Origin of the sequence: Streptomyces sp. NBC_01314 (assembly GCF_041435215.1) — a bacterium.
Classification (GTDB): Bacteria; Actinomycetota; Actinomycetes; order Streptomycetales; family Streptomycetaceae; genus Streptomyces.
In genome coordinates this window covers 6,360,906-6,384,422 of record NZ_CP108394.1, presented here as the reverse complement: position 1 = coordinate 6,384,422, position 23,517 = coordinate 6,360,906, and the positions used below count along the sequence as shown (strand labels likewise).

Here is a 23,517-nt window from a genome sequence, read left to right as displayed (position 1 = left end):
CCCGAGGTCCCCGGCACGAGTCAGGGCGTTTTCGTAGCGGACCGCTTCGCGCTCTTGCTCCGGCCCGTGCCCGTGCTGCTCCGACCGGGCTTGGCGGGCACGTTCTTCCGCCCCGTGGCCTTCTCGGTGCCTGCGACCGTCCACGATGGCGCTTTCCGAGTCGGCGCGGTCGGCCACTTGAACTCGATCTCCAGCTCGATCTCCCCGTCACCGATCTCGACCTCTATCTCGCCGCGAAGGTCGTCGGGAATCCGCAGGCTCAGCGTTCCGGGGCTGAGTTCCAGTTCGGCATCCCCGCCTTCCCTCAGCGCGGCTGCGAGTGCCGTGAGCTGGTCAGCCGCCTCAAGGCGTGACAGTGAGCGCTTCTGCTCAAACTTGAGGTCCTTCATAGGGGTCTCCGATCCGACAGAAAGAGTAGATAACACCCATTCTGGTGTCATGCGCGGGATTAGACATCCTCATGACCGGGCGAAAAGCCGGAACGCCCCACGACGTAGACCTCGTTCGTAGTTGGTGGCGCGGCCCCACGGTGTTCGTGATCATCGACGACTACGACCTGGTGTCCACGTCGAGCGGAAACCCGCTGTCGGGACTCACGGAAATGCTCCCGTTCGCCCGTGACGTCGGCGTCCGCTTCATCATCGCCCGCTCCAGCGCGGGGGCGGGCCGCACCGGCTACGAAGCCTTCAGCTCCGTGCCTGGCGACGCAGACAAGTCACGTGGGCGCCGATCCCTCGATACCGACCGACTGGCGGCAGTCAGCGACGGCGTGTTCTCGATCGCCGCGACGCTGCTCGTACTGGAACTCGCAGTGCTTCACCGGGCACACCACTGGAACAGGTACTTCACGCCTGGCCCGGCTACCTGGGCTACCTAGTCAGCTTCCTGACGATCGGCGGAGCGTGGCTCCTCCACACGTCGATGACCGGCCGGCTCACACGAGCCGATCCGAACTTCCTGAGTCTCAACTTGCTCTTCCTGCTCGTGGTGGCGTTCCTGCCGTTCCCGATCCGTCTCGTCACAGAGGCCCTGCACACGGACGAGGGCGAAACCGTGGCAGCCACGGACGGCTACGGGCGTTGCGACAGGAAGAGCGGGACGTCATGAGTGGTGGCAGCGCATGGACCGGAGCCGCGGTTGCGGCCGTCACCGCCGGCTATGGGCTGTTCTCGCGCCGCCTGGCCTCGACACCGGTGTCGGCTCCGATGGTGTTCACCGGCTTCGGTGTGCTCATCGGGCCGCTCGGGTTGGACGTTCTCGACCTGGGCCATGACGCAGGCCCGGTGCTGACGTTGGTCGAGGCCACCCTGGCCCTGATGCTCTTCACCGACTCGATGACGGTACGCCGACGCGACCTGCGCACGGGCGGCTTCCTGCCCCTGCGGCTGCCGGCCATCGGCCTGCCGTTGAGCATCGGAGCGGGGTGGCCGCTGGCATGGCCCTTGCTTCCGGGCCTGACTATCCGGGAGTTCGCGCTGCTCGGCGGTTCTCGCCCCCACCGATGCGGCGCTCGGCAAGACCGCCTGCTCCAGCCCCCGTGTCCCGGCCCTCGTGTGCCACGGGCTCAGCGTCGAGAGCGGCCTGAACGACGGCCTGGCGCTGCCGTTCTTCCTCATGTTCCTCGCCGCGATCCCCGGCACCGTCGCCTCCGAGGATGGCGCGGACGGAGTGTTCCTGCGGGCACTCGTGGTCGGCACCGTGATCGGCCTGGCCTCCGGCGGGCTCGGCGGACGGCTGCTGATCCTGTCGCGAGCCCGGGGCTGGGCGACGGGTGAATGGCAGCAGGTCGTCGTCCTGGCGGTGGCGTTCTGCGCGTACGACGTGGCGACGGCCTTGGACGGGAGCGGCTTCATCGCCACCTGGATGGGCGGGTTCGCGTTCGGCGTCGCACCGCGCAAGGGCGAGCCGGCGGACAGGGAGCCGGCCAAGGAGCGGCCCACAGACCTGGCCGAGTACGTGGGTGGGCTGCTGGGGAGCCTGAGCTTCCTGGTCTTCGGCGCGTTCCTGCTCGGCCCGACACTGGAGCACCTCGGCCGGCGGATCATCACGTACGCGGTGCTCAGCCTGACGGTGGTCAGGATGCTTCCGGTGGCCCTCGCGTTGGCCGGCACCGGCATGCGGCTGCCCACCGTGGCCTACATCGGCTGGTTCGGACCCCGCGGCCTGGCCTCCGTGGTCTTCGGACTCCTCCTGGTGGAGGACACCGTGCCCGGGATCGCAATGCTGGGGCGGGTCATCGCGGTCACCATCGGCCTCAGCATTCTGCTGCACGGCATGTCTGCCCCGTACTTCGCCGACCGCTACGGGAACTGGTACGACGCCGCGAAGGCCACCACTACCGACCTGCGCGAGGCCCAGGACGCGCCGGCAGGCTCCGGGAAACAGCACAGCGGTTCGCGACACCTGCGCTGAGAAAGAGCGGGATTCGGCCGGCGCCGCCCGCCGCCCTCGGCCGGAGCGCCGGGCTCCGTCGGAGCGGACGATCAGCCCCCCCCATGCGTGGGGCCCGGATGCGTTCTACGGTTGAGAGGATCCCCCACTTCCGCGGATCCGTTCTTCCGTCTCGCCCCCCGACCAGCGGAAACACACCCAGGAGCGAGGGCATATGCCATGTCCACTGCATCCGACACCCCAGTCCTGGACACCCTCGCCGCCATGACGGTCGACTCGATCGAGCGATGCGGGTTGGCCCCGGACCTGCTCATACTCACGCGCATCGCGGCACTCGCCGCCTCGGACGCCCCGCCCATCTCCTACGCGGCCCACATGGACCCCGCTCTCAAGACCGGCGTCACCGCCGACCAGCTGCAGGACGTCCTGGTCGCCATCGCGCCCACCGTGGGCACCGCCCGCGTCATGACAGCAGCGGGCAACATCGCCAAGGCGCTCGGTATCGCCATCGCCGTCGCCGATGCCGAGATCGACGCCCAGGGCTGAGAGCAGCCGATCACTCAGCCTCGTTGATCCGCACGGTCGGCATCGGGCAGAAGGACGCAGAGCTGTCCTTCGGCCCGAGGTCCCCTGTGCCGGGCGTCCAGACGGCCGCAGGACCAGGCAGGAGGGCCTTCGATGTCCCAGAACGCGACCACGGCCATGCGCGCGGCACCCCACACCACGCCCGAGGAACGCGCGACTCTCGGCAAGAAGGCGCGGCGCCGCTCGCCGCGGTCGGGCCACGCCGTGTACAACCCGTCTCCCGACCGACCGGACCCGCTGGCGATCCTGGAGGCGCAGTCCGCGGCACGGGTGCAGGAACTCGTCCCGATCCGCTACGGCCGGATGATGGAGGCCCCGTTCCGCTTCTACCGGGGCGCCGCCGCGATCATGGCGTCCGACCTGGCCGACAGCCCGGTCTCGGGGATCGCGGCCCAGCTGTGCGGGGACGCGCACATGCTGAACTTCCGTCTGCTCGCCTCGCCGGAGCGGGATCTGATGTTCGACATCAACGACTTCGACGAGACCCTGCCGGGCCCCTGGGAGTGGGACGTCAAACGGCTCTCGGCGAGTCTCGTCATCGCGGGCCGGGCGAACGGCTTCAACGACGCCGAGCGCACCCGCATCGTGAGGTCCACGGTCCGTTCGTACCGCGAGGCGATGATCCGCTTCGCGGGCACGGGCAACCTCGACGTCTGGTACGCGAAGATCGACCAGGACATCCTTGAGGCCCTGGCCCCGGGCCGGCTCCACAAGCGCGGTCAGAAGAGCCTGGCCCGTGCCATGGCGAAGGCCCGCACCCGCGACACCCTCCAGGCTTTCGACAAGCTCACCGAGACGGTCGACGGCGGGCCCAGGATCGCGGCGGATCCCCCGCTGCTCGTCCCGGTCGGCGACCTGCTGCCGGACGTCGAGCGCAGCGCGCTGGAGCGCCAGTTCCGCGGTCTCGTCGAGCGGTATGGCAGCACTCTGGCTTCCGACCGGCGCACGCTTCTGGAGGACTACCGACTGGCGGACGTCGCCCGCAAGGTGGTCGGCGTCGGCAGTGTCGGCACCCGATGCTGGATCTTCCTCCTGCTCGGCCGGGACGGCCAGGACCCGCTCTTCCTCCAGGCCAAGGAGGCCGACACCTCCGTACTCGCCGCACATGTCGGCACGAGCCGGTACACCAACCAGGGCGAGCGGGTCGTCGCGGGCCAGCGGCTGATGCAGGCCGCGAGCGACATCCTCCTCGGCTGGGAACGGGTGGACGGCATCGACGGCAAACAGCGCGACTTCTACGTCCGCCAACTGCGCGACTGGAAGGGCATCGCCGAGCCGGAGAAGATGCGGCCGAAGGGCATGAAGGTGTTCGGCGAACTGTGCGGGGTCACCCTGGCCCGTGCGCACGCGCGGTCCGGCGACCGCATCGCGATCGCCGCTTACCTCGGCAGCGGCGACTCCTTCGACCGAGCACTCGCCACATTCGCCGAGGCATACGCCGACCAGAACGAGCGCGACCACCAAGCCCTGGTCGACGCGGTCCGCGCAGGCCGACTACCCGCGGAGGAGCTGCCGGCCGCCTGACCCGGGAGAGGACACCCCGGCACGCCCTGCCGCTCGTCAACAGCTCCAGGAAGTCCTGCTGTCGAGCAGCCTCCGGCCAGAACGGATTCAGCACACATCAGAACGGGAAACCCCGCGAACGCGCGAGAACTGCGGAGGGGCATATCCCCAGGCCAGGCCACCTACACCCGACGTTTCCGCAGGTCACAGCCCCGCCCAGGGAAAACTCCTAAAGCGGGTGTCGCAGGTTCGAATCCTGCCGGGGCACCAGGCAAAAGGCCCCGGACCGATCATGGTCCGGGGCCTTCGACATCTACTTTGCCCAGCTCGGCGCCGAAGCGCTGCCCACAGACCTCCAGGTAGATCCCGGCAGCGCGGCCGAGCTGGGCGAGGCGGATGAGCTGAGTGACCATCTCGTCCCGCCGTTCCTCGTCCTTCTTCGTGGCGACGAGGAAGAGTTCCGCCACCTCGTCGACGAACAGCACGATCGGCACCGGGCGTTGGCTCTCGGGCAGGCCCCAGATGTCGGAGGTGATCTCCTCGTCGGGGGTACCGGGCGCGATGCCCTGCCGGGCTTTGATCAGGTCGTAGCGGTCCTCCATTTCCTTGATGAGCACGGGCAGCAGCTCGGCCGCCTCGTCGGGATCTGTGGCGAGGGCCGAGAGCCGGGAGGCGAACGGTGCCAGCTCCACACCGCGCTTGCAGTCGATACCGACCAGGGCGACGGACGGCCGGGCGAGGGCGGTGATCAGGTGCCGCAGCTACATGGACTTCCCCGACAGCGTTGCGCCGAGGGTGAGCTGATGTGGGATGGTGCGGTAGTCGCGCACGAAGGGAGTCGCATCCTCCCGCAGTGCTACAGGCACCTTGAGGAGTTCGGCGGTGGCTTTGCGAGGCATCCGCACGTTTCGCAGCACGTCGAAGCCGACGAGCCGCAGTTCGACCACGCCCGGCTTGACGGTCGAGACGTACACGGCGTGAACGCCCCAGGCATGCCGCAGCCGCTCGGCCGAGGCAGCGACATCGGCGGGTTCCTGCCCCGGAGCGAGCCGGAGGCGAAGCCGCAGCCCGGTCGAGGTGGGCCGGATGATGCCCCGCCGAGGCGGTACCGGCCGGACCTCCCGGCGAGTGGTCGCCTTGACGGCGAGGACCCGCAGCCGGGACGGCGCCACGGTCAGCCCGCACGCCTCCATCACCGAACCGTAGGAGCCGAGCAGCCGGGCGGTGGATACCGGCAGGCCGACCGTGGGCCAGTACACCCGGGGCGGTTCAATCACACGAACGGCTGTCCTTCCAGCCGCCTGTGACTGCCCGTCACCGGACCACAAGAAGTGGATCAGAACCTTTTTCTACTGGCCGCCGACAGTGCGGATCGGACGGGCCCTTCTGGACGTCGCCACCCGCGCCGGCATCTCCACCGCACTAGAACTCGTTGCCGACCGGCCCGGCAGCAGAGCTGCGGTGGACGCATTGGCAACTGGATTGCCCACGGACAGACAACGACATCGGAGAGATGATTCTGCATTCTTGCCTTGATCTGATCATGTGATGCGGAAGGGCTGAAGAATGCGTAACTTCAAGCGGTTCGTGGGTACATCGTTCGCCGTGGCGGGCCTGGCCGCGACGGCGGTGTTCACGGGAGGCGGGAGCGCTTCGGCCGCCGACCCGAACTTCACGTTCAGCGTGGACAGGGACGGCAAGGACTACAGTATCGAGGTCTACAACAACCACACGCGCGCGGGCTTCGCGGACTGGAACGCCGACCCCGACAACTCCGTCAGGCCGCCCATCCCGGGGGACGCCCTTCAGGCCCGGGACATCCTGGGCGACGGCTGGGGAATCGAAGCCTGGGCGGCAACGCAGTCCGGCGCGGAGGGCTACCGCATGGCAACCACACGAGGCCACGCGGCGGTGTACCTGTCCGGATGGAAGACCGGCAACATCACGGAGGGAACCCCCATCACCGTCACGGTCTGCGCCGTAAAGGGCACGAAGGAACAATGCGGCTCCGCTTACGGTCTGGCGTAGCCGACGAATACCGCCACCCGCTGCAACGACCGCGGACGCTACATCGACAGCAGATCCTGGGACCACCACCCCGGCGGCGGCCACCACCGCTGACCCAACACTGCGTGCCTGAAACCAACCCACGCACCGCAGTCGGTGCACGTGCCCTCGAAGACGAGGGCGTGCGCCTTCGACTCGCGCGGCAGGAGAAACAGGGGGTGCTGATCTATGAGTTGGCTCTGCCCGCTCGGCAGCAGGCCATGCCTTGACGGAGTGTCCGGGCGTGGCGGATCTACCAGTCGGCCCCCGTGCGCGCTCGACACGCGTGCGATGCACGCCGCCACTGGGTAAGGGCCAGCTCAGGAGGTTTCCTCCCAGGCTGGCCCTTCGTCGCTTCAGACGCCGTGCCACATGCGTGCCACTAGGCCTCTAGCCCCGCCCACGGTGGCCCGCCCGCACTCGGACGGGAAGGCGCACACCCGGTCGCCCGCCACAAGCTCATGTCGAGTACCGGATGGTCTGCAGGAACTCGCCGGACCGGTCATCGAGAGTGATCGACTGTTAGCCGGATGCGACTTTTCGTAGTAGATGACATCGGGGCGAGCAAACTGACACCGGTTACGCCTGTCGAAGGCGCCCGTGAGACTGGGTCGTCGAGTGGCCCGAGTGAGCGTCGTGGTTGGCCCGCGATCAACGCCCCTGTCCAGAGAGGGGTTGTTCGGCGAACGAGGTGCGGTAGGTGCGCGGGCTGGTCGCCAGGCGGGACGTGAAGTGCTGGCGCATGGTGACTTCGCTGCCGAAACCGGACCGGCGGGCGACCTCGGGCATGGGCAGGTCGGTGCGCTCCAGGAGTTTCTGGGCCGTCGCGATGCGGTGGTCCACAAGCCAGCGCAGCGGGGTGGTTCCGGTGGCCGCCGCGAAGTGCCGGGCAAAGGAACGCGGCGACATCCTGGCGCGGGCGGCGAGCGCGGCCACGGTGAGTGGCTCGTCGAGATGCGCCAGGGCGAAGGCACGCACCTCGGCCAGCGCGTCCGCGTCGCGGTCGGCGTGCGGGGTCGGATGTTCGATGAATTGGGCCTGGGTGCCGGTCCGGAAGGGTGCTGTGACCATGGAGCGGGCAACTGTCGCAGCTGCCTCCGCGCCGTGCGCGGCGCGCACCAGATGCAGGCACAGGTCGATGCCGGCGGCGGTGCCGGCGGCTGTCCACAGATTGCCGTCCTCGACGAACAGGGCGTCTCGCTCGACCCGCACCTGTGGGTGTCGGGCCTCCAGCAGATCGGTCAGCGCCCAGTGGGTCAGCGCCCGGCGGCCGTGCAGCAGTCCCGCCTGGGCGAGTGTGAACGCGCCGCCGCACAGCGCGGCGATCGTGGTGCCCCGGGCGTGGGCGCGACGCAGCGCTGCGAGGACGGGCTCGGGCGCTGGGGTGACGTGGTCGTCCAAGCCCGGTACAAGGATCAGCTCGGCGCGGGGTAGCCAGGCGAGGGTGCGGTCAGGTGTGAGCGCGAGCCCGCCGCGCATCGGTACCGGTTCGGAGCCCTCGGCCACCCGGCGCAGCTCGAACGCGGGGACCCCGTGGTCGGTGCGGTCCGTGCCCCATACCTCAGTGATCACCGAGACATCGAAGGCCCGGATGCCGGGGAAGGCAAGCAGGGCGATGCGGTGGGCCGGTGCGGGTCGGGTCATCCTGGCAGTAAATCATCGATCGCTGTCTTTTCGCCTCCTGTGAGAGAGCCCGCCGGGGCGGCAGGATCGTGGACATGAAGATCACGCAGAACGCGGCGCTGGTAGTGGTGGACGTGCAGAAGGGCTTCGACGAGTCGGAGTTCTGGGGCCCGCGCAACAACCCGGCCGCCGACGAGAACATCGCCTCGCTGATCGTGGCCTGGCAGAACACGGACCGGCCGGTCGTCTTCGTACGGCACGACTCGAACCAGCCCGGCTCGCCGCTGCGGACCGGGTATGAGGGAAACGATTTCAAGGACTACGTCGAGGAGCGTCGCGGCAAGGGCGGCGGGCCGGAGCTGTTCGTCACCAAGTCCGTGAACTCGGCGTTCTACGGCACCCCCGACCTTGACGACTGGTTCAAGGCGTCGGGCGTCACCCAGGTCGTACTGGCCGGTATCCAGACCAACATGTGCGTGGAGACCACCGCCCGCATGGGCGGCAACCTCGGTTACGACGTACTGGTCGCCCTCGACGCCACCCATACCTTCGACCTGACCGGCCCGAACGGCTGGCAGCTGACGGCCGACGAACTGGCCCGAGCGAGTGCCGTCTCGCTGCACGGCGGGGGCTTCGCTCGGGTGGTGACGACCGGCGAGCTGGTGGCCGCCGTCCGCCCCTGACCCCAGGATCAGGGGGCGTGCCACCTCCGACGCTCACCCGGGCCAACTCGACCACTCACAGGCCAGGTCAAGGACTCGGCCACAGCCGGACGGGCTCCTGGCCACGTGACCAGCGCAGATGCCACTACCGCGGGTGGCAGTCGGACTGGAAACTCGGGGTAAGTGTCAACAATCTCGACCTTCTGGTGGCAAGTAGCGCGAAAACTCAACCCTTCGAGCGCAGGTCAGCGCGCACCGCCGGTGTCATCTACCGCGAGAAGTCGCACCGGAGCCAGTTGGCCCCGCACCATAACCGCACCAGTTCGAGCGGGGAACAGCGGGTACTCACGGGGTACGGAGGCGCCGTCGACGCCGCCGCAGCCCCGGCCGTTCGCCCAGGTCAGGGCCCCAGCAGGCCTCAGAGTGCCGCAGCTTCCCAAGCTGGGGGTCTGACATCCACCCTCCGCTCGTGGTCGACATCGAGCTTCCGCAGGCCATGGTCGCTCTGCAACTCGGCGTGTATTTCGTTCGATTGAGGGTGGTCGAGCATGTTCGTGCGCACGGGCCGGTAGGTGGGTGGAGCCCTGACGTCGACGCCGAGGGAGCAAGACTGCAACAGGCCTGCGAAGCGAGCGAGGCCGCACTTGGGAAGGCAATCGAGGAGAGCGGCTTGGAACGGGAGCATGGCCGGCGCGCGGTTCGTCGGGCGCTCATGGCGGCAGCCGCACCACAAGTGCATGGTGGTTGCGACTGTCCGTGAGTGGCACGACGAGGAAGGGTGGGGGGTACTCGACTCTCCCGAGACACCCGGCGGTTGCTGGGGCCACTACGCCGACATCCAGACGAAGGGCTTCCACACGCTGTCGCCGGGACAACGTGTAGATCTCCAGTGGGAAGCCCCTGGCTTCAAGCAAGACGGCTACACCTACCGCGCAGTGAAAATACTGCCTCGGCCAGCCTGACATCCACATCTGACATCAACATCTGACATCAACAACGGCAGACAGCAGCAGCCACGAGCGGCCCCTGACGGCCATGCCTTCCAGGCATCCGAAGCTCCTGAAGCCCCGTTGATCGAACTCCTAAAAGCGGGTGCCGCAGGTTCGAATCCTGCCGGGGGCACCAGGCGAAAGGCCCCGGACCAATCATGGTCCGGGCCTTTGACACCTTCGCGAACGGTGACAGGTGACAGGCGTCGCGGGGTGAAGTCGAACTCGGCGAGATCGGTCGGCTGCCTTCAGGATGACGCTCCGTAGCAGGTGGCGATCGCGGCGGCGCGGTTGCGGAGCGAGTCGCGCAGCCACTGCGGGGACAGGGCTTCCGCGGCCGTGGCGAGGTGCCACAGTGCCCATTCGGCGTGTCTCGAATCCTGGAAGGTGACCTCCAGCCGCAGTCGGCCGTCCGCGGCGGTTTCTTCGGCGCGGACGGCCAGCGCGGTGTCCACCAGTTCCCTCCGCCGCGCCGGGTCGACCCGTACCAGCACGGTGACCTGGTCGCCGCCGGCCCGAAACCGCGCGCTGCGCTCCTGCCAGGCCCGGTCCAGATCGACCCGGTCCGGTCGCTGTGCCGGTTCGTCGAGTTCCTCGGCGGCCAGGATCCGGGACAGCCGGTAGGTGCGGTCCGCGCCGGACCTGGTGGCCAGCAAGTAGCCCTGGTCGCGTACGGTGACCAGGCCGATCGGGTCCACCGTGCGCCACCTCGTGGTCTGGTCCACGGCCGCGTAGTGGATGCGCAGCTTGTGTCCGGCGAACACCGCCCGTCGGACCTCGGTCACTATGGCGTCGGGCACCTCCTCGGCGACCCGCCGACGCGAGAGGAGGTCGGTCTCCGGGTCGATGAGCAATCGCTGAGCCGCGCCGGCCGCGATGTCCCGATGGTCTTCGGGTAGCGCGTCGATCACCTTGAGCATGGCCGAAGCGAGCGCCGAGCCGAGGCCGAATGCCTGCGCGCCGCGCCGCGATCCGGCGACCAGCAGGGCGAGTGCCTCGTCGTGGTTCAGTCCGGTGAGCTCGGTCCGGAAACCGGGCATCAACGCGAAACCGCCGTGCCGACCACGCTCGGCGTAGACCGGGACGCCTGCCGCGGACAGCGCCTCGATGTCGCGCAGCACGGTGCGGGTGGACACCTCCAACTCGCGGGCGAGCGCGGTCGCGGACAACCGACCGTGCTGCCGTAACAGCAGCACCAGCGATACCAACCGATCGGCGCGCATACGAAAAACCCTACCGAATACATGACACACGATGTCGTAGTTGGGTTGGGAGGCTTCCCCCGCAGCACAAAGACCTGTCGCACACGAGGGGTGATCCACATGACACACGCCATCGTCAATCCGGACGGTTTGCACGACCCGGTCCCGTTCGGTTACAGCCACACCGCCACCGTCCCCGCAGGTACGGAACTGGTGCTTGTCTCGGGGCAGTACGGATCGGGCCCGGACGGCGCGGTTGTCTCCACCGACTTCGCCGAGCAGGTGAGACAGACGTTCCGTAACATCGGCGTCGCTCTTGCCGCCCATGGGCTCGACCTCGGCCACGTCGTCCAGCTCAGGACGTACGTGGTGAACCATGACGTCAGCAAGCTCGGGCCGATCGCCGGGGCCGTGCAGGACGGCTGGGGTACGAAACCGCCCACGCAAACCCTCATCGGTGTCACGAGCCTGGCCGCGCCTGACGTGCTGTTCGAGGTCGAGGCCCTCGCCGCCCGGCCCTGACTCGTCGGCACCCCTGAGCAACCCGCGCCCTCGTCGGACGAACCGTCCGAGGGGGGACGGGAGGGCCATGCCTGGTCCGCTTGGCTCCGTTGTCCTTCGGGAGACCGCGCGGACGCGGTCGCTGGTATCGGCGTGCAGGCGGTGCCGAGGCGCGCGGGTAGCCGGGATGTGCTGTGGCTATCCCGCTGCCAGGGACGTGGAGTTGAGTTCGCGTACCAGCTGTGGGGTGAGCAGTTCGCCGGCTCGGTCGGCGAGGACGGCCATTTCGTAGCCGACCAGGCCGACGTCGCATCCCTCGAAGGCGAGGACGCCGAGGCAGCTGCCGTCGCGGATGCGACCGACCATGAGGAAGCCGCCGAGCATTTCGATCATGACGAGCTTCATGCCGTGGAAGCCGTGGGTCGTTGCCGCGTTCTGGGCGAGGCTGGTGATGCCCGAGACGACGGCGGCGAGGTGGTCGGCACGATCTCGGCCGAGGCCGTCCGAGGCGGCCATGAGAAGGCCGTCGGAGGAGACGGCGACGGCGTCGATGACGCCGTCGGTGGTGCGTACGAACTCCGAGATGAGCCAGCCGAAACTCTGGACGGCGGTGGTCACGATGACACTCCTTGGGTGCTTCTGGCCTCGGCACGGGCGACACCTGCTCGGAAGCCGTTGAGCAGGGCGGAAACAGCCGGCCTGGCGGGTGGGGGTGGGGGTGTGGCGGAGCCGTCCCGCGCGGGGGCCAGCAGGCGCCCGGGAAGGACAAGGAGAGCGGACAGGCCGCCGCCAGGGGTGTCGAAGAGCTGGACCTGCGCGCCTTCACCGAGGCGGTGGACGAGCCGGCCGACGACGAGGTGGCCGAGGAACCGGGTGGGCGCGGCGAGAAGGGCTTCCTCGCCGGATTCCGAGAGACGAGCGCGCGCACGTTCCTTGTCGGCTTCGGACATGCCGATGCCGTGGTCGACGACAGCGAAGCAGTACGTGTCGTCCTCGGCGTCGTACCAGCCGTGCACCTCGACCGGTTCGGTCGGAGGTGAGAAGTTCAGCCCGTTCTCGACGAGTTCGGCGAGGAGGTGGGCGGCATCCGCGACGGCGTGCCCGCGCACCCGCACCGGCTCCACCGCCGCGATCAGGACCCGCCGGTACTGCTCCACCTCGGCGACCGCGGACTGAACGACTTCCAGACCGTCGGCGGGTGCCGCCGTCGGCCGCGGCGGGTTCTGCCCGGCCAGGACCAGCAGGCTTTCGGCGTTGCGCCGCATACGGGTGGCGAGGTGGTCGAGCTCGAAGAGCTCGGCGAGGGCATCCGGGTCGAGTTCCTGCCGTTCCAGGCGGGTGATGAGGCTGAGTTGGCGACGCACGAGATTCTGGTTGCGGCGGCCGAGATTGGCGAGCGATTCGGTGGTGTTGCGGCGCAGGCCGGCCTGCTGGGCGGCCAGGTGGAGGGCGGTCTGTTCCACCTGGCGCAGGGAGGCCGCGACCTCGGCGATCTCCGCCGCGCCCCCCAGCAACTGTGCCTCGGCGGCGTCCGGGGCCTCCAGCCCCGCAAGCAACTCTCCTTGGTCCTGCGCGGATTGATACTGCGGGGACTGCTGGATGCTGGCGACGGTCGCGGGCAGCCGGTGGCGCGCCACGTCGTGGGCGGCCGCGGCGAGTGCGCCGAGCGGGCGGGTGAGGGAACGTGAGGCGAAAGCGGCGAGGCCCGCGACGAGAGCGGCCATGAGCGTTCCCGCGACGAGGTAGGCGGCGAGGCCCAGTTCCGCCTCGTGACTGAGCCGGTCGGCCCGGTCCCGTACGTCGTCACCGACCGACTGCTGGACGGCGTACAGATCGTCGACGAGTACGGTCATCGCGTCCCACCACGTGCCGACGTCGGCGCGCAGCGCGGAGCCGTCGGCGGCGCCCTCCGCCTGATTCTCGTAGGCGGTGGCGCGTTGGGCGTCCTTGGTGCCGAAGGCTTTCTTCAGGGCGGCGCGCTGGGGCGCGGTGGCGACCTGGCGGAAACGGGTGAGGGCGGCGACGCGCGTGGCGCGCACCTCGGTGAAGCTGAGGTACTCGCGGCCGTGGAAGGCTCCCTCGGCGAACACGCCGTTGAGGAGACCGCGTTCGAGTGCGACGGACTCCTTGGCCGCGGCCAGTTCCTGCAACGCCGCCAAGCCGTCGCGCAGTTGACGGTCGGCGCGCGTCGCGGTCTCCGTCACCGGGTCGACGGCGTTGAGCGCGTCGACGGCGGTGGTGTAGAAGGCGAGGGTGGCGGTCCGGTCGGCGGTGTCCGTGCCGGCCGCGCCGACGCTGCCCCTGTCAGCCGTGCCGACATTCTCCCCGTCGGCCGTGCCGACGCTGTTCCTGTCGGTAGAGGTGTCCTTGTCGGTAGAGGTGTCCTTGTCGGCAGGTGTGTCCTTGTCGGCTGCGGCTCGGATGGTGGCGAGGCGCCGCAAGTGCCGCTGGATGACATCCGCGACGGCGGGTTCGTGGCGCATTCCGCGCAGCGCGGTGTCGACGCGCTCGCGCGTAGCGGCGAGTGGTGTGCGGAAGCTCTCCTCGCCACCCAACAGGCCGTTGGTCAGGCCGCGTTCGCGTTGCAGCTGGTGCACCAGCGCCTGGACCCGCAGGCTGAGGCCGACCTCGGCACGAGTTGTCCGCGCGTCGCCCAGGGCCTCGGCGCGGCCGTACATGGCCAGACCGGCCACCGCCAAAAGCAAGCAGATCGGGACGGTGATGACCACCGCCACACGGCCTCTGATGCTGCGCCAGCCAGGCAGCGGCCGACGGTTGGTCAGTGGCCGGTCGCCGGAAGTCGTTCGGCTGCCGCGTCGGCGACCCGAACCGCTCCTGCCGAGACGGCCCTTGGCGATTGCGCCGAGCCCGCTGAGCCTGCCGGGCAGCAGCCGAAATGACGTCGACACCCTCATGTCACGAAGTTAGTCCGCTTACCGTAGCGGCCGGTTTCCGGCCTGTTAGGCCCGTGGGAACTTCAGTTGCGCCGCCCTCACACCGCAGGCCAGGAGACTGTGACACATAGGTGTCAATCCCCTGGTTGCGTAGAGACGTTGGTTATGCGGCCCGGCCTTCCTGATCGGTCCGGGCTCGCACTTCCTGGATGATCCGTTCGAACTCGACGGGCGGCTTCCCGCCGGCCGCGCTGTGGCGCCGCTTCGTGTTGTAGAAGTCCGCGATGCACGTGGCGGTCTTCAGCCGGGCCTCGGCGCGGGTGGCGAAGGTGTGCCGGTGGACGTACTCGACCTTCAGGACCGAGTGGAACGACTCCGCGGCGGCGTTGTCCAGCGCCGACCCGACGCGCCCCATCGACTGCACCACGCCCCGGCGGCCGCACAGCTGTTGGAATGCCTCGGACGTGTATTCGGCGAGTTCAACCAGTCGTTGCAACACCGGGCTGTTGCAGCGAGCGTAGCTGCTCTTCGAAGACCTCGGGAGATCAGGGACGAACTGCGGGCGCGGTCCTACCGGCCCGCTCCCGTGCGGCGTGGGCTATCGCTACCGCGGAGCACGTATCCCGACTCCGTGGACCATCGACTCGGCAGCCGGAACCGGCTGACCGCAGGGCAAGACACGTGGAGAGCCGGATGCGTGGAGACACGCACGTCCGGTTCGGGTCGGCGGCTCGGGGAAACGGAACGACGGCAACGTCGTCACCGCGTCCTGAGCCGACCGCACATGGTCAGATGCACAAGCAGACCCGGTTGCCGTCGGGGTCGGCGAGCACCCAGAAGCTCGGCGCCTCAGGGCCGGGCGGCCAGACGCTCGATGAGCAGGTAGTGGGCGAGCAGCGACAGGAACCAGGTCGCCACGCCCCCGACCAGGAACAGGCCGAGAGAGCTGAGGTCGGGCTGGCCGCGGCGTAGCAGCCAGTACACGGGGAGGTGCAACAGAAAGAGGCTGTACGACATGCGGCCGATCTCGGTGAGCAGGTCACCCGACAACAGCCGTGCCAGGGGGACTCGGTCGCCGCAGAGCACTGCCGTCAGCAGCGCGGCGCCGAGCACGACCGCGACCGTGTATCGGTCGCCGCCCTGCCCGCCGCCGCCAAGGACGGCCGACACCGCCAGGGCCGCCGTCGCGGCGAGCCCGGTCGCCGTCAGCAGGACGACGGCCGGACGGGACACCGCACGGCCACCGCGTTCGGCCAGGTGTACGAGGCAGGCGGCACCGACACCGGCCGGCAGGGCGAGTGTCCGCATACTGGTGACGACGCCGATGCCGGGCAGCGCCCCGCGGGCCGCGACGACGGTCGCCGCCGCGACGAGCAGGGCGGCGACCAATGTCACGGCGGTGAGTCGGCGCCGGGCCGGCAGGCAGAGGAACGCCAGCAGAAGGGACCACGCCAGCACGGAACGTGCGGTGATGTCCCACAACCACAGCGGAGCGAGCGGCGAGTCCGTCGTGGGGACGGCGCCCAGTGTCCGGCCGTGCGCCCACTCGGCCCAGCCCCCATGGCCGGGGAGCACCGACAGAGCTTGCCGGGCCAGGTCGTGGATGACGCGCGGAGAGCCGAACGCCCAACAGACCGTGAGGGTCACGGCGACCGACACCAGCAGGACGGGAATCAGCCGCTTCGCCCTACGGGCCAGGAAGCCGGCGACGCCGGTCCTGCCGGTCGCCGTCGCTCTGCGGAGCAGGGGCAAGGTGGTCAGGAAACCCGTCAGCACCAGCAGGACGTCTACGCCCGCACCGCTCCAGGAGACATACGGCCCGCCCATACCGGTGTCATGCAACAGGACGGCCAGCACAGCGACCCCCCGCAGACCGTCCACGGCGGGGAACCGCCTGCCACTCGCCTCTTGCCCGGAACCCTCCACCGGCACCGGCTCGGCCCCGGGCACAGACTCGGCGACCAGCGTGGGGAATGGGGTGACGTCAGCAAAGGGCGCACTGTCGACCGGCCCTCCGAACGCGACCGGCCCTCCGAACGCGGGCCCCGCAGCCCATGGAGCCGGTTCGGCGTACGGATGCGCCCGCTCCGACGGCGGATGGGGATCGGAACCGGAATCGGAACCGGGACAGGCGTCGGGATCGGAACCGGGCCTGGAATGGGGACCGCGTTCGTACCAGTACGACTCGGGCTGGTACGGCGGCTCGTGCCCGTGGTGCTCTTCGTTCATCTCGGCCAGGTCCGGAAGCAGGAGGTGATGACAGCCTCGGCGGGGCGGCCGAGGAAGGAGGTGTGGGAGCCGGCGGGGGCACCCGCCGCGGGGTCGGCGTGGAAGTCGAGGTTCCACCAGTACAGGCCGGCCATGTCGCGGTCCCGGGCGACCTTGCAGGCCGCCGCGAACCAGCGTTGCTGCACCGTGGGGTTGAGCTTGCCCCCGCCGTTCCAGACGGCCGGGTGACGATAGGCACCGTTCTCGGCGATGATGCCGACCTCACTCAGGATGATCCGGTGCAGTTTTCCGGTGCTCTTGCGGTCGAGCCAACGCTGCCAGCCCTCAGCGATCTCCGCGACGGAGGCGTCGTCGCCGAGCCGGGTGAGGGGGAAGTAGGCGTCGACGCCCAGGTGGTCGACGGGGACGGGGACATGCCGGGAGACGTAGTCGTCCCAGTTGGCGTCGTAGGACAGTTCTCCGGCGAACGACTTGCGCGCCGCAGCGACCACCGAACGCCAGCGCGGGTCGTCCTCCAGTGACGTCAGCTCGGCCCCGAGGACGAAGGTGCTCGCGTGATGGCGGGCCGCGAGGGTGAGATACGGCGCGAGGAAGGCTTCGTACGACCGGAACCAGGCCGCCCTGTCGGCAGGGGCGAGTGAGCCGCGCCAGGCCAGGGGGTCCCGGGCCACCAGGCTCCGCTCGTCGAGCAGTGGACGCAGAGTGATGCGCAGTCCGGCCGCCTTCGCCGTGTCCAGGAGCATCCCCAGGTGCCGTACGGAGGGCGTCTCGGCCGAGGCTCCGACCCGGCTCGCCGTGGGGCCGGCGGTCGCGAAGGGCAGGGTCACCGAGATCGCGTTCATGTGCTTGCCGACCATGTAGTTCACCAGGCGCAGTGCGTTGGTGCGCACGGACGAGTCCGTTTCGCCCGGGTAGGCGTACCAGAGCACCTGCGCGCCGAGTTGGGGGTCGCCGCGCCGCCAGGGGCGGGCGACCCGCGCCGGGGCAGAATTTCCGGACGCGGACGCGGCGGGAGAGGCGGACGGGGACGCTGTGGTCGGTGCCGGTACTCCGGCCCCCGGGGCGACACACCCGGCCGTCAGCAGGAGAACCAGCAGGACGAGGCAGCCAAGACGTGTACGCATCTCTCAGGCCGGCTTCGCTATGACGACGAACTGGTTCTCCACGCCGCGCAGACAGCGCAGCAGCCCCCGGAAGGAACCGGCCGCCTCCCAGAGCGCGAAGATCGGCATCAGGGCCACCACGGCGATCGGCTCCCACCACAGACGCCGGCCGTTGGCCGACACCGAGGCGTTGATCTTGAGGCCCTCCCAGTACATCCAGACCGCGTAGCCCATGGTCACCGCCCACAGGGGCAGGATCCACGGCGTGACGGGCGAGGTGTTGAGGTCGCCGAGCAGCGCGCCGACCGCCAGGACCACACCGACGTGCTGGAAGGGCCCCATGACCCAGGTCGTCACGCTGTACATGAGCAGGGCCCTGGAGCGCCGTGGCAGGCTGCGGTTGAAGGCGAGACCCACCAGGCCCCAGGACCAGCGTTCTCGTTGTCTGAGGAAGTCCCGCACGGTCGAGGGGGACGCGCCGTAGCTGCGGCCGGAGAACCAGTCGCTGCGCCCCTTGTAGCGGCTGGCGAAGATCAGGGCCAGGTGAGCGTCCTCGCAGATGGAGTCCGGGCCGAAGTCCCAGCCGATCGTGGCCTCGATGGACGCGCGCAGCAGCAGCAGTTCGCCGTGCAGCCCGGCCAGTGGGGTACCGCCGCCGGTGAGGACCGCGAAGCGGGCGATGTCGTCGGCCGGGCGTATCGCGTCGGCCAGCCAGACCAGGCGGTTGACGGCGTTCTCGCGCGGATACGTCAGCATGCCCTGGGCCAGGTGTTTGGCGTCGGGGCCGGCGCGGCGTTGGGCGTTGATGAAGCGGGCGACCTGTTCGGCCGTGTCGGGGCCGACGCCGGTGTCGTCGTCCATGTGCAGCACCCACACGTCGTCCAGGGCCTCGCCCTCGGCTATGCGCGACTCGTGGGCGTAGTGGTTGGCGCGGGCCTTGAAGCGGGTGCCGTTCGGCGTGCGGTAGGCCTTCGGCACGGTGACGACACGGATCAAGCGGCTACGGGCGGCCAGGGCGTCGATGCGGTCGGCGGCCTCGCAGCCCTCCTCCGTCAGGATGTCGATGCGCAGGGCGGGAAACCAGCGCGGCAGGAACGCGCAGTACGACAGCACTGACCGCTCCAGGGCCGGGTAGGTGTCGTGGCGGCCGATGGTGGGGACGAGCACGACGAGCCCGTCGTGCAGCGCCACTTCGGCGTCGGTCCAGCCGCGCTGGCGGGCGATACGCCGGCGGGTGAGCGCGGCGCCGGTGACGCCGACGAGCGAACTGACGACGGGCAGCGTCCACAGGACGGTGACCACCCAGCCCATCAGGGTCGCCCTGGGGGAGTACAGCGCGGAGGAGAAGGCGTAGGCGAGGGCGGCGGTGACCAGGAAGGGCAGAAAACCCGGCTTCCAGGCGGCCTGACGCTTCACCATGCGCGCGGTGCGGCGGGATGGGGATAGGTCGATGCCGTCTGCAGAGGTGGCCATGAAAACCCACTTGCGTATGTAAAGGGCGATTTGCCGCTCAGAGGCAGGGACGCCCTGGAAGCACTATGCGGAACCTTGCATGATAGTTGCGGATTTTGTGAAGATGATTCCCGTCACAGGGCCGATCCGGTCACGGGGTCGATCCGGTCACGGGGTCGATCCGGTCACGGGGTCGATCCGACGAGGGCTCCCGCCCGGGACGCCGATGGTGGTAGGGCTGGACTACTGGGACACCTCGGTTGCCGGGGCGCCGGACCCCGTGGCTTCGCGAGGACCACGGAGAGGTTTCCCGGCGAAGGAGGCACCGGTGAGCGACGCGGACATGCCCGCGGACCTGCCCGCACCTCGGCGCAGCGAGGCCAAGCGCGCCCAGGACCGGCGCCGCCGTGAGCGTATGCGGACCAACGGGAGCGTCGAGCGCTACACGGCGGAGGAGATAGGTGCGCGGGACGACTGGATCTGTGGGCTGTGCCAAGACCCGGTGGACCGGGCCCGGCAGCACCCGGACCCTCGCTCCCCGAGCATCGACCACGTCCGCGCCATCGCGGTCGGCGGCACTGACACACGCGACAACGTGCGCCTCACACACTGGGGCTGCAACCATGAGCGCAACGACAGCACTCCGCTGAGGACCGCCGAGGAAGCCGAGGCGCAGCGCGCTGTCCTCCTGCGGATACCCGGGCTCCGGGCCTACGCGGAGAGCCTCAACGCAGAGGACATGGTCCGCCGCTCCCAGGCCTTTCACTCACCCGAGAGATATCGGGCCAGACTGGCCCGTCGAGTGGAACGTCACGAGCGCGAAGGACGCTGACCGCGCACCCGCCCCGCGACCTCTGCGCGCACCCGCCCCGCGACCGTCTCCGCGCACCCGCCCGCGACCGCATCACGCACCCATCCGCGACCGTCTCCGACCGCCTTCACACACCCATCCGCGACCGCCTCCCCGCACACGGGTCCACGAAGGGCGCGGTGTTCCGGTGCGCCGCGATGGTGCTCGTGGGGTCTGTGAGGCTTCTGTGAAACTTGAACTTTCAGGGTTTCACCCGTCCAAGTGGGAATGACAGGGTTTGGAGCGCACAACTCGGCCGCTGTGTGCGGTCGTTGGACTCCTCACCCCCCACGAGGCGTGACATGGCGAAAGCCTCCTCGCAGAGAACGCGAGCGACCATATTCACGGCGACGGCCGGCCTTGCGCTGGCCGTCGCCCTTTTGCCCGGTGCCGCGAACGCGGTGCCGGGCGACCCGACGGGCCGGCCCTCGCCCGGCGCCGGGTCCCCGGCGGCCGAAGAAGGTGTGCCGCCCACGCCGTCGCAGCAGACGCTGGTGCGACGTGACGCGCGGTTGACGAAGGCCGAACAGCGGCCCGGTGTACGGCGGCTGCGGGACCGGCTCGGCGCTCAGGGTGTACTCGAACTCGACCCGGCGACGAGCACCGCGCGCCAGGTGGCCCGGCTGGACGGGTATCTGACGGCGCGCAGCGGGGCCGACCCGGAGGACATCGCCCGTGCGTACCTGCGGGCTCACCCCGATGTCTTCGGGCTCACCGCCGGCCAGGTGCGCGGCCTGACGCTGCGCAAGCAGTACACCGACGTCGCCGGCATACGCCATCTGTCCTTCGTGCAGTCGGTCGACGGCGTGCCGGTGTTCGGCAACGGCGTCAAGGCCCATGTCGCCCGCGACGGGCGGCTGATCAGCGTGCTCGGCTCCCCGGTGCGGAACCTGCCGTCCGGGCTGGCTCCCGGCCGGATCACCGGAACCCAGGCCCGGCACACCGCCGTACGCGACATCGCGGGCGCCAAGGCGGTCGGCGGTGACAACACGGACGGCGACACCGCCAAGCAGGTGGTGTACGCGGCGTCCGGCGGCACCGCCCGCCGCGCCTGGCGGACCGTCACCTCGCCGGACGGCCACGCCATGTGGCTGCACGTCGTCGACGCGGAGACCGGACGGGTCCTGTACCGGCAGAACCTGTCCTCCGACCAGTCCGCCGACCTGTCCCCTGGCCAGTCCGCCGACCTGCCCTCCACCCAGTCCGCGACCAGGACGTCGGGCAGCGGCTCGGCGCCGGCCGCCAAGAAGCTCCCGCCCTCCGCTCCGGGCTCGCCCCTCGGTGCCGAAAAGGCGCTGGCCTGGGAGAACGCTCCGGGTGACGCGCGAGGCGGCAAGCAGCGCGCCCGCAATCTGACCGCCCGGGGATGGCTCCCCGCAGGCGCCAAGACCCTCGACGGGACCGTCGCGCACGTCTATAGCGACGTGAACGACAACAACGAGCTGGACGCCGGGGAGGAGATCTCGGCGGGGAAGAACGGGACGTTCACCTTCCCGTTCAAGCCCTTCACCGGAGACGGCTGCGGCACCCCGGTGCCGTGCTCCTGGGACGCGAAGACCCCGAACTCCTGGCAGACCAACCGCGAGCAGAACGCCGCGCAGGTCTTCTACTTCCTCGGCACCTTCCACGACCACCTGAACGCCGCGCCGATCGGCTTCACCCGGGCCGCGGGCAACTTCGACAGCAGGGACGGCGACGCCCTGCAGGCGCAGACCGACGACGGCGCGGCCATGAAGGACGGGCTGCCCGACGACGACCACCTGAACAACGCCAACATGGGTACGCCGCCGGACGGGCAGCCGCCCACGATGCAGCTGTACCTCACCGCGCCGTCGGACAACTACCCGATCGTGCAGGGCAATTGGGGCGACGACGCCGCCACCGTCTACCACGAGTACACCCACGGTCTGTCCAACCGGCTCGTCGTCGACGCGGACGGCGTCTCGACCCTCGTCAGCCAGCAGGCGGGGGCCATGGGCGAGGCGTGGAGCGACTGGTACGCCCTCGACTTCCTCGGCAACGAGGGCCTGCGGCGGGACACCCGTCGCACGGACGGCGAGGTGACGCTCGACCCGGCCGACTGGGTCGAATCCGCGCCGACCCGGACCCAGGGGCTGGACTGCCCGGTCGGCTCCACGTCGGCCGGCTGCCCCGGCACGGCGGAGGCGGGCCCCGGCGGGTACACCTACGGCGACTACGGGAAGATCTCCGGCGGCGGCCCCGAGACGCATGCCGACGGCGAGATCTGGGGCGAGACCCTGTGGGACCTGCGCGCCGCACTCGGCAGCCGGCTCTCCCAGTCGCTGGTGACCCGGGCGATGGAGCTGTCCCCCGCCAACCCCAGCTTCCTCGACCAGCGCAACGCCATCCTGCAGGCCGACACCGTCGTCAACCGCGGGCGCTCCCACGACCGTATCTGGAAGGTCTTCGCCCACCGGGGCATGGGCTACTTCGCCGCCGCCCTCACGGGTGACGACACCAAGCCCGACGAGGACTTCTCCCTGCCGCCCGGCCCGGACACCCCGGTGGTCACGCTCACCGGCAAGGTCACCGACGACGCGTCCGGCGCCGCCGTGGGCGGGGTCACGGTCAGCGTCAGCGGGCACGCCTCCGGCTTCCCCGGCTCCGACTTCTCCGCCGTGTCCGCGGCGGACGGCACGTACACGATCCAGGACGTCCCCAAGGGCACGTACCGGAAGGTGTACGCGAGCGGCAACGGTTTCGAGCCGCAGATCCGCACCCTCGTCGTGGGATCCGGTTCCACCGACTGGCAGGTGCGCCGCGACTGGGCGGCCTCCTCCGGCGGCGCCGAGGTCGCGGACTTCGGCGGCCCCGACAACTCCGGGTTCGGCTGTGGGCCGGGCGGACTGATCGACATGTCGGGCACCGTCTGGGGCTCGGACATCAGTGACACCGGCGTCGCCCCGCACAACACGGTCCGGCTGCCCGAGGTCGTGGACATCAGCGAGCTGCTCGTCGATCCGACGGCGGGCTGCGGGGACGACACGACCGCGTCCCTCGGCGACTACCGGATCGACACCTCCGCCGACGGCACCGACTGGACCACCGCCGCCGAGGGCCACTTCGGTCCCGCCGACACCGGCCGGGAGAACGCCGTCGCCCTCAAGGCCGGCACCGGCCAGAACGTCCGTTACGTCCGCCTGACGCTGCTCGGCAACCAGGCCGCCGACAACGGCGTCGACTGCGCGCAGGACTCCGGCCCCTCGGGCTGCGAGTACCTGGACGTGACCGAACTCGTGGTCCACGGCGCCCCTCACCAGGGCTGACCGTCCCACCACCCGACCCCCGAGGGCGGCATCCCGACATCGGGACGCCGCCCTCGGGCGTTCCTGCCGGAGTCGGCGACGAGGGCGAGAAGGGCAAGGAGGACGAGGGCATCCACGACGACGGGCTTGACGGGCTCCCCGACACCCGTATCCTCGCCGGACGCTCCCTCACCGTTCCATGGGCCTGCGAAATACCCAAG

18 protein-coding genes and 4 pseudogenes are annotated in these 23,517 nt (G+C 69.8%); 12 read left to right on the top strand and 10 right to left on the bottom strand.

The genetic code is table 11. The annotated features are described in order from the left end of the window. Positions 1–20: 20 nt before the first annotated feature. Positions 21–389: an amphi-Trp domain-containing protein gene (locus tag OG622_RS28110; RefSeq protein ID WP_371579396.1), complete on the bottom strand. Its 369-nt coding sequence runs from the start codon at positions 387–389 to the stop codon at positions 21–23. A 116-nt stretch (positions 390–505) separates the two neighbouring features. Here OG622_RS28110 and OG622_RS28105 point away from each other — a divergent pair. The 5 genes and pseudogenes from OG622_RS28105 to OG622_RS28085 all read left to right on the top strand — a co-directional run. After that, a pseudogene (locus tag OG622_RS28105) lies at positions 506–688 on the top strand (hypothetical protein); the annotation flags it as partial. Between the two features lie 6 nt (positions 689–694). Next, a pseudogene (locus tag OG622_RS28100) lies at positions 695–1,107 on the top strand (TMEM175 family protein). Between the two features lie 432 nt (positions 1,108–1,539). Continuing rightward, positions 1,540–2,412: pseudogene (locus OG622_RS28095) on the top strand (cation:proton antiporter); the annotation flags it as partial. Between the two features lie 198 nt (positions 2,413–2,610). Continuing rightward, positions 2,611–2,937 (top strand): carboxymuconolactone decarboxylase family protein, encoded by a 327-nt coding sequence (locus OG622_RS28090; protein ID WP_371579395.1) that lies wholly within the window; start codon positions 2,611–2,613, stop codon positions 2,935–2,937. A 132-nt stretch (positions 2,938–3,069) separates the two neighbouring features. Then, positions 3,070–4,500: a DUF2252 domain-containing protein gene (locus OG622_RS28085; RefSeq protein ID WP_371579394.1), complete on the top strand. Its 1,431-nt coding sequence runs from the start codon at positions 3,070–3,072 to the stop codon at positions 4,498–4,500. Positions 4,501–4,796: 296 nt separating this feature from the next. Here the strand turns inward: OG622_RS28085 and OG622_RS28080 are convergent. Further along, a pseudogene (locus tag OG622_RS28080) lies at positions 4,797–5,756 on the bottom strand (FtsK/SpoIIIE domain-containing protein); the annotation flags it as partial. Between the two features lie 289 nt (positions 5,757–6,045). Between OG622_RS28080 and OG622_RS28075 the strand changes: the two are divergent. Continuing rightward, positions 6,046–6,507, top strand: a complete 462-nt coding sequence (locus tag OG622_RS28075; protein WP_371579393.1) for a hypothetical protein — start codon at positions 6,046–6,048, stop codon at positions 6,505–6,507. A gap of 669 nt (positions 6,508–7,176) precedes the next feature. Here the strand turns inward: OG622_RS28075 and OG622_RS28070 are convergent. Continuing rightward, positions 7,177–8,169 (bottom strand): GlxA family transcriptional regulator, encoded by a 993-nt coding sequence (locus OG622_RS28070; RefSeq protein ID WP_371579392.1) that lies wholly within the window; start codon positions 8,167–8,169, stop codon positions 7,177–7,179. A gap of 74 nt (positions 8,170–8,243) precedes the next feature. Between OG622_RS28070 and OG622_RS28065 the strand changes: the two genes are divergently transcribed. The 3 genes from OG622_RS28065 to OG622_RS28055 all read left to right on the top strand — a co-directional run bounded on the left by OG622_RS28065 (position 8,244) and on the right by OG622_RS28055 (position 9,772). After that, the gene (locus OG622_RS28065) at positions 8,244–8,831 is read left to right on the top strand and encodes a cysteine hydrolase family protein (RefSeq protein ID WP_371579391.1); all 588 of its coding nucleotides are present in this window, start codon (positions 8,244–8,246) and stop codon (positions 8,829–8,831) included. 448 nt (positions 8,832–9,279) lie between these two features. Beyond that, positions 9,280–9,570 carry a hypothetical protein gene (locus OG622_RS28060; RefSeq protein ID WP_371584476.1) on the top strand — a complete coding sequence of 97 codons (291 nt, stop codon included), beginning with the start codon at positions 9,280–9,282 and terminating at the stop codon, positions 9,568–9,570. Then, complete coding sequence (locus OG622_RS28055; protein WP_371579390.1) at positions 9,548–9,772, top strand: cold shock domain-containing protein; 225 nt, start codon at positions 9,548–9,550, stop codon at positions 9,770–9,772. Before OG622_RS28060 ends, OG622_RS28055 begins: the two co-directional genes overlap by 23 nt. A gap of 275 nt (positions 9,773–10,047) precedes the next feature. Here the strand turns inward: OG622_RS28055 and OG622_RS28050 are convergent, their stop codons facing one another. After that, positions 10,048–11,022, bottom strand: coding sequence for a helix-turn-helix transcriptional regulator (locus OG622_RS28050; RefSeq protein ID WP_371579389.1), 975 nt, complete (start codon positions 11,020–11,022; stop codon positions 10,048–10,050). A gap of 99 nt (positions 11,023–11,121) precedes the next feature. Here OG622_RS28050 and OG622_RS28045 point away from each other — a divergent pair, with 99 nt between their 5' ends. Further along, entirely contained in the window at positions 11,122–11,523 is a 402-nt protein-coding gene (locus OG622_RS28045; protein WP_371579388.1) for a RidA family protein, read from the top strand. 177 nt (positions 11,524–11,700) lie between these two features. Here the strand turns inward: OG622_RS28045 and OG622_RS28040 are convergent, their stop codons facing one another. The 6 genes from OG622_RS28040 to OG622_RS28015 form a co-directional block, all read right to left on the bottom strand. Continuing rightward, entirely contained in the window at positions 11,701–12,120 is a 420-nt protein-coding gene (locus OG622_RS28040; protein ID WP_371579387.1) for a roadblock/LC7 domain-containing protein, read from the bottom strand. Beyond that, positions 12,117–14,417 (bottom strand): nitrate- and nitrite sensing domain-containing protein, encoded by a 2,301-nt coding sequence (locus OG622_RS28035; RefSeq protein WP_371579386.1) that lies wholly within the window; start codon positions 14,415–14,417, stop codon positions 12,117–12,119. The genes OG622_RS28040 and OG622_RS28035 overlap by 4 nt, the downstream gene beginning before the upstream one ends. A 142-nt stretch (positions 14,418–14,559) precedes the next feature. Continuing rightward, positions 14,560–14,892 (bottom strand): integrase core domain-containing protein, encoded by a 333-nt coding sequence (locus tag OG622_RS28030; protein ID WP_371579385.1) that lies wholly within the window; start codon positions 14,890–14,892, stop codon positions 14,560–14,562. 353 nt (positions 14,893–15,245) lie between these two features. Next, a complete protein-coding gene (locus tag OG622_RS28025) occupies positions 15,246–16,277 on the bottom strand; it encodes an acyltransferase family protein (protein ID WP_371579384.1) in 1,032 nt (343 codons plus the stop codon). A gap of 344 nt (positions 16,278–16,621) precedes the next feature. Next, on the bottom strand, positions 16,622–17,749 hold the full coding sequence (locus OG622_RS28020; RefSeq protein ID WP_371579383.1) for a hypothetical protein: 1,128 nt from the start codon (positions 17,747–17,749) through the stop codon (positions 16,622–16,624). A gap of 3 nt (positions 17,750–17,752) precedes the next feature. Continuing rightward, on the bottom strand, positions 17,753–19,201 hold the full coding sequence (locus tag OG622_RS28015) for a glycosyltransferase family 2 protein (RefSeq protein ID WP_371579382.1): 1,449 nt from the start codon (positions 19,199–19,201) through the stop codon (positions 17,753–17,755). 307 nt (positions 19,202–19,508) lie between these two features. Between OG622_RS28015 and OG622_RS28010 the strand changes: the two genes are divergently transcribed. Further along, positions 19,509–20,012, top strand: a complete 504-nt coding sequence (locus tag OG622_RS28010; RefSeq protein WP_371579381.1) for an HNH endonuclease — start codon at positions 19,509–19,511, stop codon at positions 20,010–20,012. Between the two features lie 482 nt (positions 20,013–20,494). Continuing rightward, positions 20,495–23,317, top strand: coding sequence for a M36 family metallopeptidase (locus OG622_RS28005; protein WP_371579380.1), 2,823 nt, complete (start codon positions 20,495–20,497; stop codon positions 23,315–23,317). Positions 23,318–23,517 lie beyond the last annotated feature (200 nt).